This window comes from Dickeya sp. CFBP 2040 (genome assembly GCF_012273755.1).
GTDB classification, from domain to species: Bacteria; Pseudomonadota; Gammaproteobacteria; order Enterobacterales; family Enterobacteriaceae; genus Dickeya; species Dickeya poaceiphila.
In genome coordinates this window covers 1-11,986 of record NZ_JAAVXH010000049.1, presented here as the reverse complement: position 1 = coordinate 11,986, position 11,986 = coordinate 1, and the positions used below count along the sequence as shown (strand labels likewise).

The 11,986-nt window shown below is 49.1% G+C and carries 12 protein-coding genes; 10 read left to right on the top strand and 2 right to left on the bottom strand.

The window, feature by feature from the left end:
• Positions 1-239: 239 nt before the first annotated feature.
• From Dpoa2040_RS06765 to gspM, 10 genes are read left to right on the top strand one after another with little or no spacing between them, the layout of a single operon-like run.
• On the top strand, positions 240-692 hold the full coding sequence (locus Dpoa2040_RS06765) for a type II secretion system protein N (RefSeq protein WP_246867262.1): 453 nt from the start codon (positions 240-242) through the stop codon (positions 690-692).
• 15 nt (positions 693-707) lie between these two features.
• Positions 708-2,828: a type II secretion system secretin GspD gene (gspD, locus tag Dpoa2040_RS06760; RefSeq protein ID WP_168640782.1), complete on the top strand. Its 2,121-nt coding sequence runs from the start codon at positions 708-710 to the stop codon at positions 2,826-2,828.
• Complete coding sequence (locus Dpoa2040_RS06755; RefSeq protein WP_050569393.1) at positions 2,828-4,306, top strand: GspE/PulE family protein; 1,479 nt, start codon at positions 2,828-2,830, stop codon at positions 4,304-4,306. Before gspD ends, Dpoa2040_RS06755 begins: the two co-directional genes overlap by 1 nt.
• The gene (locus tag Dpoa2040_RS06750; protein ID WP_246867261.1) at positions 4,293-5,504 is read left to right on the top strand and encodes a type II secretion system F family protein; all 1,212 of its coding nucleotides are present in this window, start codon (positions 4,293-4,295) and stop codon (positions 5,502-5,504) included. Before Dpoa2040_RS06755 ends, Dpoa2040_RS06750 begins: the two co-directional genes overlap by 14 nt.
• Before the next feature lie 19 nt (positions 5,505-5,523).
• Positions 5,524-5,949, top strand: coding sequence for a type II secretion system major pseudopilin GspG (gspG, locus tag Dpoa2040_RS06745; RefSeq protein WP_042868727.1), 426 nt, complete (start codon positions 5,524-5,526; stop codon positions 5,947-5,949).
• Between the two features lie 34 nt (positions 5,950-5,983).
• Positions 5,984-6,352, top strand: coding sequence for a type II secretion system minor pseudopilin GspI (gene gspI / locus Dpoa2040_RS06740; protein WP_168640781.1), 369 nt, complete (start codon positions 5,984-5,986; stop codon positions 6,350-6,352).
• A complete protein-coding gene (locus tag Dpoa2040_RS06735; protein ID WP_168640780.1) occupies positions 6,349-6,894 on the top strand; it encodes a type II secretion system protein GspJ in 546 nt (181 codons plus the stop codon). The genes gspI and Dpoa2040_RS06735 overlap by 4 nt, the downstream gene beginning before the upstream one ends.
• Complete coding sequence (locus Dpoa2040_RS06730; protein ID WP_168640779.1) at positions 6,891-7,886, top strand: type II secretion system protein GspK; 996 nt, start codon at positions 6,891-6,893, stop codon at positions 7,884-7,886. The genes Dpoa2040_RS06735 and Dpoa2040_RS06730 overlap by 4 nt, the downstream gene beginning before the upstream one ends.
• The gene (gene gspL, locus Dpoa2040_RS06725; RefSeq protein ID WP_168640778.1) at positions 7,876-9,063 is read left to right on the top strand and encodes a type II secretion system protein GspL; all 1,188 of its coding nucleotides are present in this window, start codon (positions 7,876-7,878) and stop codon (positions 9,061-9,063) included. Before Dpoa2040_RS06730 ends, gspL begins: the two co-directional genes overlap by 11 nt.
• A complete protein-coding gene (gene gspM / locus Dpoa2040_RS06720; RefSeq protein WP_168640777.1) occupies positions 9,060-9,533 on the top strand; it encodes a type II secretion system protein GspM in 474 nt (157 codons plus the stop codon). The genes gspL and gspM overlap by 4 nt, the downstream gene beginning before the upstream one ends.
• Positions 9,534-9,834: 301 nt before the next feature.
• On the opposite strand, the gene Dpoa2040_RS06715 is transcribed toward gspM, so the two are convergent.
• Together Dpoa2040_RS06715 and Dpoa2040_RS06710 are read right to left on the bottom strand one after the other, a co-directional pair.
• A complete protein-coding gene (locus Dpoa2040_RS06715) occupies positions 9,835-10,596 on the bottom strand; it encodes a hypothetical protein (RefSeq protein WP_168640776.1) in 762 nt (253 codons plus the stop codon).
• A 497-nt stretch (positions 10,597-11,093) separates the two neighbouring features.
• Positions 11,094-11,843, bottom strand: coding sequence for a hypothetical protein (locus Dpoa2040_RS06710; protein ID WP_168640774.1), 750 nt, complete (start codon positions 11,841-11,843; stop codon positions 11,094-11,096).
• Positions 11,844-11,986: the final 143 nt, after the last annotated feature.

Here is an 11,986-nt window from a genome sequence, read left to right as displayed (position 1 = left end):
CTCTGAGTAGATGTCTTATAAACGTGAGTGTCTTACTTTTAAAATTGGGGGGTAAGCATCCCAAGAGCGGTAGCATGGTTAAATGTCATGGTTAAATGTAGGGTTTACCAGAGTGATGGATAATTCATGAATAAAACTCAGTATGAAAAGGAGTTGTCTATTTATGAGTTTAATTTTAATTTTTTTCTATGAATAATATTAATTTTACACGTAAGAACGTAATAAGGGGAGTCTCATGGTTGGGCTTGCTGGTCTGCGTCGTCTGGCTCATTGGACAACAAATCGGGCAACAACAAGAAGCGAGGTCTGTATCGGGGGAAATATTTTATATTAGTCACGACTTTTATACTGCTCAACAAAAAGAGTCCGTGACAGAAAGACATCTTTTTGGCGAGTCACATGCTGTCGAATCGGATGACGCTACTCTGTTTAGAGTATATGACCATCCTTTATCGGAATATATAATACAAAACGCACCGGAATCTGATTCACCGCTTAAGCTTACCGGTATTATTTATTCGCTTGACGCCAATGCTGCGATGATAACGGTTGAAAGTGATAATATGCAGCAGGATTATCGTACAGGGGAGAGTATATCGCCCGGTAATGAAAAAATTCTTCTTGTTTTGCCAGATAAAGTTATTGTCGATAGTAACGGATATTATCGGTCACTTCATTTTAAAAGTGGTTAAACTCAAGGTATAAGAATGAACAACGTTTTGAGACTAAACGTATTTCTTTTTATTTTTATGGTGTCGAATAGTGTTTGTGCTGAAAAAGAAACGACGACAGATGATGTTCATGCTTTGGCTACCACTCAATCTGAAAATACATCAAAAAAATATTCAGCGTCATTTCGTGAAGTAGACATAAAAGAGTTTGTTGCCACTGCGGCAAAAATTTTAAAGAAGAACATTATTATTGACCCGTCCATTACGGGGCAGATTTCAGTACGTAGTTATGAAGACCTGGATGAAAATCAATACCTCGTTTTTTTTCTGAACGTGATGGAAGCTTATGGCTACAGCGTGGTTTCAGTTGATAACCATACCCTGAATGTCGTCCCTCAGGCGCAATCGTTGCGGGCGGCCTGGGCTGAAGGTAACAAAGGGCGAGGAAAAAATATTGTAGTACGCCTGGCAAAAATGGACGCGCTGTCTGGCGCTGAACTGGAACCCATCCTGAGTGCTATTGCGGAAAGCAGTGCAGTGAAACTGAAATATTACTCGCCAGGAAACTTGTTTATTTTCACTGGCCGCGAGGATGTCGTTGAGCGACTGGTGGGCATTGTTAATCAGGTTGACAATGCCAGGAAAGATAACAGTCCGGCGGTATTTAACCTGAGTCAGGCAAAAGCATCGGATGTTGCTAAATCCTTGCAGAATACCTTCAGAAACCTCAACCCGGAAGATAAGGATGCGCCTTTAATTTATGGCAACGATGCGACCAGGACTATTGTGGTAAAAGGCGGCGCGCAAGTTAAGGCGGAGATCGGTCGGTTAATTTCAGCCATGGATGTGCCAGGTCAGCAATCCCAGGTGTTTTTTTTAAAGTATGCTGATGCGGTGCAAATGGCGAAGCTGTTTAACAATAATCAGTCGGGAAGTTCTGAGGCTGGCGCTTTTTCGGGTAGTTCGATGGCGATGGAAGCGCTGCTGGCGCAACAATCACAACAGTTGCAGGGCGGCATGACTCCTGCTGGGCAGTCCACCAATCTGGACAGTCAGGCTACCGGCGGCTCTTTATCTGGATCTGGCGGTACGGATTTTTCGACCGACCCCAGCAGTATGTTCGGCGGTAGTATGTCCGGTGACGGCGATACGCTGCTAAAGCAAATCCACGTCCATGCTGATCGTGATAACAATGCCCTGGTCGTCAGTGCACCGCCTGCTGCGATGAAGCAGGTGTCATCCATTATACGGCAGCTTGATGTCCGGCATGAGCAGGTACTGGTTGAAGCGATTGTCGTGGAAGTGCAGAAAGCCGAAGGACTGAATCTCGGTATCTCCTGGGGAAATAAAAACTACGGTGGCAGCAACTTCAATGGCGTTAATGTCGGCAAGGGATTCACGCAGGATAATCCATTGGTGAATGCGTTAAAAAATGGCGAGGGATTAGTGGCCGGTTTTTATCACGGCAATTGGGGGACGCTGTTTAATTCGCTTGAAAGTAACCGAGGAAATAATATTCTCGCCACTCCCAGCGTGGTTACTCTGGATAATCACCGGGCGGAATTTAACGTCGGTCAGGATGTGCCTATTTTAACCGGTTCGAGAACGACCAATAACGATAATATTTTTAATACCGTTCAGCGACGCACTATTGGGATTAAATTCAGTATCGTGCCGCGCATAAATCAGAGTGGAACTATCCTGTTGAATATATCCCAGGAAATTTCCAGTTTGTCTGATACCCGACAAGTGAATAACAATCTCGGCTCGGTGTTTAATATTCGGACGGTGAATAACGTCGTGCAGGTTCAAGATGGTGAAACCGTCGTCATTGGCGGATTACTGGATGATGAGAAGAAAGAGACCGTTGATAAAGTTCCCCTGTTAGGCGATATCCCCTTTCTGGGAAATTTATTCAAGTATACCTCTCGTAATAATGATAAACGCAATCTGATGTTATTTATCCGTCCACGTATTGTTCGTAGCGACAGCGTTGATACGGTGCAGATGGGGCGAGGCGCATCTTCCTCTGCGGCTGATGAAATGGTACGCCATTTTTCCACATCGCAAGATGCATCACACGCGGTGGAAAGCCCAAATGCTGATGTTAACGCCATTCTGAACGGTATCCATAAATTTACGGTGAGCCTGCGCTGATGCATCCGAAATTCTCCAGTCTGGAATGGGCGAAAAGCCAGGGCATTTTAATTGAGAAGCAGGATGACGCCTGGCGAATTTATTACCGCAACGATGCGCATCCGCAAGCGATTATGAGTGCGTTGCGCCATTGTCCATCGGGCGCATTGCTCAACGCCATTGATGGGGAAACGTTTGCTGAACGCATCGTCAGTACGTTTCAGAATAGTGATCAACGGGCGAGTGAGGTGATGGCGGGGCTGAGCGAGGATCTGGATATGTATCAGTTGGCTGATACGCTGCCTGTGCATGAAGAGATTCTCAATAATGACGATAATCCGCCAATCATTAAGCTGATTAACGCCATTCTTGCGCAGGCGCTGAAAGAGCGCGCCTCTGATGTTCATATTGAAACCTTTGAGCAGCGGGTCGCCATTCGTTTTCGCCTCAATGGCGTATTACACAAAAAACTTGAGCCTGAGCGGCGTCTCTCTTCGCTGCTGGTGTCGCGCTTAAAAGTGATGTCCCGGCTGGATATTGCAGAAAAGCGCAAACCCCAGGATGGGCGTATGAGTTTACGCATATTGGGTCGTGCCGTGGATGTCAGGGTGTCGGTATTACCTTCCAGTTATGGCGAAAGAATTGTGCTGCGTTTGCTGGATAAAAATGCCGTCAAACTGGATTTACGTCAGCTCGGTATGCCTGATGCGGTGAGAAAAAAGGTGGTGTCGTTAGTGAGCCGGCCAAATGGCATCATTCTGGTCACAGGGCCGACGGGGTCCGGTAAAAGCTCAACGCTGTATGCGATGATCAACGAACTCGATCAAGAAAAGCTCAATATCATGACTATCGAAGATCCGGTTGAATATGACATCGCCAATATCTCGCAGACTCAGGTTAACAGCAAAATTGGTATGACCTTCGCCAAAGGGTTGCGGGCTATTTTGCGCCAGGACCCTGATGTGATTTTAATCGGTGAAATTCGAGATCAGGAAACAGCGCAGATAGCGGTACAGGCGTCGATGACGGGTCATCTGGTGCTGTCTACCTTGCATACCAACACGGCTCTCAGCGCACTGACCCGGTTGCAGGATATGGGCATCGAACCTTTTATGCTGGCCAGCGCGCTGAACGCCGTCATGGCACAGCGGCTGGTGAGATGCCTGTGTCCCCATTGTCGCCAACCCGTGCCGATTACGACCGCAGAATGCCAGATGCTCAATGTGCCCTGGCAGGAAGGCATGATGGGATATCGGCCACAGGGTTGCCCGGCCTGTTTTAATACCGGCTATATCGGGCGTACGTTGGTTCAGGCGCTGGTGGTGATTAATGAACCGATGCGCGAGGGGATCTATCAGCAAAAAAATGAGAATGAGCTGGCGGCGCTGGCTGGAAGCGCGGCGTCACTCAGCCTGGACGGAATGAATAAAGTTCTGGCCGGTTTAACCTCTATTGATGAAGTCATCCGAGTGACTGGTGAGCTTTATGACGATGCGTAATTTTCGCTATACCGCGGTCAATAATGAGGGGGTGCTGGTCACCGGCAGCCGTCGCGCCTTTTCGCCTGAGTCGTTGCGGGAGCATTTATTTGCCCGGCAGTTGGTGATGGTCAGTTGTCGCGCCAACCTGCTGCAACAGTGGCTGCTTTTCCTTAGGCGTCACGACAGGTTATCCACCCTCGATCAGGCGTTATTAACCCGCCAGCTTGCTTCTTTGCTTGAAGCGGGCATTCCGCTGGAAGAAGCGTTAACCACGTTGGCAAGTCAGGCAGAGAAGCAAGCCGTGAGCGCGGTGCTGAACGCGGTGCGGGAGCAATTGATAGCCGGGGTGAGTTTTGCGCAGGCGCTGCAAACCCTGCCGCATAGTTTTGACCGCTTATACTGCGCGATGGTTGCCGCCGGAGAAGCGACCGGCTGTTTAGCACTGGTGCTGACCAGGCTGGCGGATTATCTCGATCAGCGTCAGAAAACCAAAAATACCTTAATTCAGGCGCTGCTTTATCCTGCGCTGCTTGCCGTCATGAGCATCATTGTGGTGTCGGTGCTGCTCACCTCTGTGGTGCCGCAGGTCGTGATGCAGCTTCAGCAAATGCATACCCCGCTGCCGCTGACCACGAGAACGCTATTAGCCATAAGCGATTGGCTAAATCACTATGGCTGGACACTGCCGGTAGCGCTACTGGCGCTGGTTGTCGGCCTGCGTCAGATAGTCCGCGCGCCGGCGCGCCGGCTGTGGCTGGATCGTCATTTGCTTCGCTTATACGCTATCGGCCCACTATTAAGGGACATCAGCAGCGCACGCTATATCCGCACCATGGAGATATTAATCGCCAGCGCAATCCCGTTGCTGGAGTCGATGAGCGTGGCCGAAAATGTGATTAACAACAGTTTTGCACGCTTTCAACTTGCCGTAGCCAGCCAACAGGTGAATGAAGGTAAATCACTGACCGAATCGCTCAGCAATAACGACATCTTTTCCGGGATGGCAAAACATATGATCGCTTCCGGTGAACGGAGCGGCAGGCTGGAACAGATGCTGAAATATATCGCCGATATACAGGAAGAAAGTCTTAAACGGCGGGTTAGTCTGGTATTACTGCTGAGCGAGAATGGTTTATTAATTATTATTTCCAGCCTGGTTCTTTTTATTGTTATGTCAATCCTCCAGCCAATTATGCAACTCGGTAATACCATTTAATCCTTGAGAGTAAATAATTATGTTATATCGGCGCATTAAACGCGTTCAGCAAGGCTTTACCTTGTTAGAAGTCATGGTTGTTATTGTCATTATTGGACTGATGGCTACGTTGGTGCTTCCCAATATTATGGGAAGTAAGCAGCGGGCCAATATTCAAAAAGCCAAAGCGGATATCAGTGCGATTGAAAACGCATTAGAGATGTATCACCTCGACCATAATCGTTTCCCGGAACAAAGCGAGGGATTATCTGCGTTGACGGAAGGAGCAGGAAAAGAGAACAGCGAAAACCTGAGTAGCAGCTATATCCGTGATCTTCCCAAAGACCCCTGGGGACACGACTACTATTATGCTAATCCAGGTCGCCATAAAGATGTTGATGTTTACTCTTCAGGGCCGGATGAAAAAGTCGGGACCAAGGATGATATCGGAAACTGGACTAAATAGTCGCGGTTTTAAGATAAAACACGAGAGGCGCCTGATGACTAATAATAAAACAGACAGTGGAATAGTGCTGCTGGAGGTGTTGATTGCCGTTTTTATGCTGGCTCTGTGTTGCAGCGCTATTTTCCGTTCTGTTTCTCAGGAAATGGCGATGACGGCGCATACCCGTGAATCGATTATCGCGGGCTGGGTTGCGGATAATATTCTGGTTCTTGCTCATCTGACTGCGTTGCCTGGCAGCGGTGAGTCGATGTCTGGCAGCAGCGTCATGGGTAATCAACGCTGGAGCTGGGAACTGGGCTATGCACCAGAGGAGGAGTCGTCAGACCTGAAGCTCTTACAGGTCAGGGTATTTAACAACACGCAGCCGCAGCCGTTAATCCAACTGAATATTACGCCGCCATGAAGCGAACCCAGCAAGGATTTACACTTCTTGAGGTGTTGCTGTCAGTTGCCATTGCCTCGGCATTGCTGATGAGTGCCTTCTTCATACTGCGAGGGCTGAATAGCGGTAGCCTGCGTTTGCGCCTTCAGCAGCGGAATATCACGATGCTATTGACGGGCGTGCAGCAGATGCATCAGGACCTCTCTAACCTGGTCCCGGTCAAGCGTGTGGGGGGGAGTGTACTGCTGTTTAGCGAGCCGCTGGATGGCAGCAAGTTAAGTACGCTGACGTTCAGCAGTCGTCCGCTATCTCAACGGGCATCGACGATGCAGGTTGCGTGGCGTCTGCAAAACGGCGTGATTTACCGACAAACGTCGTTCTCCCCTGGTTGGCAAGTCATCCTGACCGGAGTGCAGGGGTGGAGTCTGCGCTTTTACCAGCAGGACGGTTGGCAAAACACAACCGGCTGGCAACCTTTGCCCCCCAACGCCATTGAGCTTACGGTGACCCTCAGGGATCTGGGAACCTATCAGCGCCTGATTTTGCTAAGAGGCCGACCATGACACGTGCTGACGACCAAAAAGGCGTCATCCTGCTGATAGTGATGCTGGTGGTGTTTATCGGTATGCTTCTGCTGGCGGGGGGGATGCGGAACAGTCTGCTGCTGTATCATTCGCTGCGTCATCATCGTCAACAGATTAATCAGCGTTGGGTGCTGCTGAGTGCCGAATCGATAGTAGCGCAACGCCTGCGCACGCAGTTGGTTTTGCATCACAGTCAGCTTGCTACCGGCGCCTTCGCTGCTACCGGCACTGTGCAAGATAGTAACGGCCAGGCGATAAGCTATCAGGTCAAAGATTTATCGGGCTGTTTTAATCTCAACTGGTTACTGATTGAGACGAAAAAGACTGACGGCGCCGGCGTTGGTCAAAATGATGTCATGGGTAAAAATGACAGTGTTGTTAAAAATAACGATGGTGGTAAAAATGATGACGGTGTTGGTAAAAATGTAGCCCGTGACTGGATCAATGCCGTGTTAGCAAAGCAGGGTTTCTCGCCCCTCCCGTTACCGGGGGTGCTGAGAGCCATGTTGAATGGCGCAGAGTTTACCGATGCCAGCCAGTTGAGTTTGCTGCCGCTGTCGGAAGCTGAAAGGGATTTCCTGCAGCGGATCAGCTGCGTATGGCCGATTTTTTCACTGTCGCAAACGTCTGATGTATTTAAAATTAACATCAATGCGATAACCCACGAAACGCTGCCGCTGTTGGCAGAAGTACTGCATATTTCCGATAAAAAGGTGGCACTGGAGCCTTTATTGCTGAGCCGACCTGCAACCGGGTGGCATGATGCCAAGGCGTTGCCACCGGCCTTAGCGGACCTAACGCACAATAATCGCTACCTTAATTTCGGCAGCCATCATTACCTCTTGACCCTGAACTTCTCCCAGGGCGGCGAACACTTCAGCCTTGTGACGTTGCTCTATTTTTATCGAGGACAAGCGTTGGTGTATCGCCGTAACTATTTTATTGATTCTGGTGAGCGTTATGTTCTTTAAACAAAAGAAAACGGCACTGCTGTCTATCCTGTTGCCGGTCTCTCCTCATGGGCGGGTGCGGTGGTGGTGGCGTTCAGCCGACGGTAGTGAGCTGATTCATCAGGGAGAAGCCAGCAGCCTGGCGGCGTTAACGTTGCCTGATGTTGCCCGGCGCGAGGATGACGTCATCTTATGGATACCCGCCGAGCAGGGCGTGCTGGAAACGGTGAGCGTCACGGGAAAAACCGTGTTATCGGCCACACAACTGGCATTGCTGATTGAAGATAAGCTGGGCCAGCCCGCCGCTGATTTTCACTGGTGGCTGCTTGATCGCGACAGCCGGTTAATATTCGGCTGCCCGTGTGCGTGGCTGTCAGCGGTACTGGGGGAGGTGAACGCGGCAGGACTCAACGTGAAGCAGATGCTGCCAGAATGGCTGAGCTTACCTGAGGCGCCCGTGGTCTTAGCCTGGGCAGAGTCGCGCTGGCTGCTTCGTTTTAATCAGGGAGCCGGATACTGGCTACCCGTCGCCTCAGTTCAGGATTTGCTGCACCATGTTGTGGCAACAGAATTGGTGTCGCTTTATGGTCCGTCGCCGGTGGAAGCCGCGCGTTGGGCAGCGCAATCTCCGGCCCTGCAGGACGCGCAGCGCTTTGCATCATGTGGGCCTGTCGGCGTCAATTTGTTACGTGGCCTGCCTGCTTCGCTGCCTATGACGCACGCACGTCCCTTATACCGCTATATTGGGACTGTCAGCCTGGGACTGGTGGCTACAGTGATGATTGTGCTGGTGGGTTGCCTGGGAAGACTGGGTTATCAAATACATCAGGACACGGCATTTTTGCAGGCGTTTTATGCTCGTCAGTCCAGCGACGACACCCGTGCGGATTTGCCCGTGCTGGAGCGCTTGATCAGGGATCGGCAGCAGCAACTTGCGGTGAGTGGGGAGATGAGTGGCGGGAGTAACTTCTTTGATCAGTTGGCTGATTATTTAACCCTGAGTCAGCGATTTACTACCCCGGCAATTTCCCACCTACGGTTCGATGCATCGCAGCGTCAACTGGCGCTTGACGTTCTCCTGCCGCAAGACGAGGCCAGTAAGCTCATTCATAGTGTCCCAGCCACCGTTAGCGTGGCTGTCCGTGATACTCAGGCAGAAAAAACCCACATTACCCTGATGATAAGGAAGCCCCAGTGAGTGCTGTTTTGCGAACGTGGTGCACGCTCAGCCAGGTACAGCGGCGTTGGCTGGCTGGAATGGGCGTCAGCGTTATTTTACTCTTCGCGTTATTCGTGCACCTGCGTGAAAAATCCGCTCAGTTGCATCAGGCCAGCGTTTGGGCTGCACAGCAGCAGGATTTCACCGTCTGGCTGGCAGCCCGGCCTGACAAAAAAATGCTGGCGTTGCCGCTGCCGGAGGTTCTCCAGCGGTCTGCCCCGCCAGCCACTTTCGCTTTTTCATTTCAAAACCATCAGCGTGAGGCTGTGCTTGCGTCTCCTGCCGTGGTCCATTTCAACGAGTTGTTTCTCTGGCTCAGTGCGCTTCAGCAACAGTATGGCATCAGAGTCGTTCTGCTTGATGCCGTGCCAGCGGGGGAACCTGGCGACATTCGCCTGATGCATTTGGGGTTACATTCCTCAGATCCGATTGAAGTGGAGAAAGAATAGAGTGCAAAATAGTGAATAACGTTTTATTGCTACTGCTTGTTGGGGATTAAATAACTGGTGTGGCGCTCTTCGAATATACCAAAAAATACAGAGTTGCTTCCCTGCTGCCTATAATGCTTGTCAGTTTTTTAATTGACTGCATTATTTATTTCTACCGTTTATCTCCCTATCCCTGGTATTTTTATATCAATTTCATTGCAGTCATTCATGCACAACCAATCTGTTTGCCAATGGCGATAGCAGTTTTTGCTGAAGGACTGTATATGACTGACAGTAAATTCTGTTGTTTATTCTGCAAACTTTAGCCAGGGCGGGGGCTCATACTTTGTCCAGCATCGATAGCAACATTCTCATCATTTGCAATCGCCTGTACTGCATTGGCAAGATCCCACGCTGCCTGCTTGGTTTCCAGGACTGCTTTTTTAGCCTCTAGAGTCGCACGGTATACCTGTTCGGCCAGGTCCTGGCAATCCCTGGTCGTCTGACCGTAATCGCCACACTGATGCTTATAGTTTTCAGCATAGTCATTAGCAGCCCGTGCCTTATCTGCCGCAATATCAATTTTATTCTCCAGCGCGCTTCGCAGTATGGCTATTACCTCTGCATCATGAAAAACACGATTTTTTTGTGTGGTGCCGAGCCTTTTGACATTATTTTGAGCTTCGTTGAAATATATCTGTATAAAGGCATTAGTCACCCAGCGGCAGGTTGTTGTCGTACCCGTAACGGCACCTGCTTTGGTGGCGGCCAGTACAACATTCGCAATACTGACCGGGTCGGTGGGAGGATTCCATAATCTGAAGAGGGACGCAGCCGTTGCACCACATATGGTTGCCATCGCATTTGCGCCATCAATTGCGGTTATCGTGTGGTCGCCTCTGGCGACATAACTCAGCACCGAATTTAATGTTCCCCAGCCAGCCCATGCCCCCCCGGCAGCTGCTCCGTATATGAGTGCTTTATATTGCGCGCTGGTAAGCGCATAAGATGAAGGAATATTTGTGAGGCTTATGGCAATGGGTAAGCACAGCCACTTAATTAATTGTGTCTTTAAGGTCATCATAATCACCATATTCAATACGTCACCCGCATCATCGTCGGGAATATTATTTCAGGCATGGGGGTTGCCAAAAAAATATTCCCGATTTTGATCGGTTGGCAGCATAATGAAAAAGCTAAAAGATGTATCTGTTAAAAATCCCGTGAATTTATTTCCTCCTGAAAATTGTAGTGGTGTTTAAACGGGTGTCAAGTGTCTAATTTTTGTTTTGTTATTTCCTGAAGATTTGTGGGGAATACTATTTTTTTCTTTCTCAAAGGATTTTTCCTATTTTTTTTATTAGCGGGAATCATAACTCTGTTAATAATGTTGATTAATGCCAGTCAGTTGTTTAACTGACTGGCATTTTTACTTTTACAGAATCCTACCCCTGGTCTTTTATATCAGTTTCGTTATCGTCAGCAGTAATACATAAACAGCCTGTTCGCCAGTAGTAACAAAAATTTTTTCCTAAAGGCCATTATAACTGACAGCAAATTCTATTGGTTATTCTGTAAACCTCAGGGCCGTGGAGGCAAAGGATTCTCTGAGAAGATAGTACTACCTTCATCATTTGTGATCGTCACTGCGAGACTGGCAAGATCCCATGCTGTCTCCTTGGCTGCAAGGAGTGCTGCAGTGGCTGCGCTTTGCGTCCGAGCGACATCATTTTCTAATTCAGCGCAACGCCTGGTTGGTACCAACTCGTTCCCACAGGTAGCGGTATAGTTTAACCTGACCCTGGTAGCGTTACTGCTAGCAGCACCCGCGTAATCAATTTGATTCGCAAGGTGATCTTTCAGTCTGGCGAACCGGTCTGCATCAGCAGAAAGATGTCTTCTTTTCGTGAGGTCGAGATGGTCGGATTTTCCTTTTAGTGAATCGAAATATAGCTGTACAGTTAATTTGGTTATCCAGTAACAGCCTGTTGCCGCAGCTGGAACGGTAGCCGTTTTGATGGCGGCCGTTACAAGATTAGCTGTATTGATTGGATCGGTGGGAGGATTCCATAATCTGACGGTGCCCGCTGCAGCTGAACCACAGAGCGTTCCAACCAAACTGGCACCATCAGTTGAAGTTATCCGACCTCTGATGGAAGAATTCACTACTGTATTAATCAGTCCCCATACACCCCATGAACCCGCAGCAACTGCTCCGAGTACCAGTGCTTTATATTGCGCGTCTGTAAGTGCATAAGATGAAGGGATACTCGCCATGCTGATGGCAATGGGTAAGCACAGCCATTTAATGAATCGTTTCTTTAGGATCATTGTAATCACCATATTCAATCACTATATTTAATATGTCACCCGCGTTATCGTCAGGAGTATTATTTCAGGAATAGGCGTTGCCCAGAAATATGCCTGCCTGCGATGTTCGCTGGCATGATAGAAAAACTAAAAGGTACATTGAT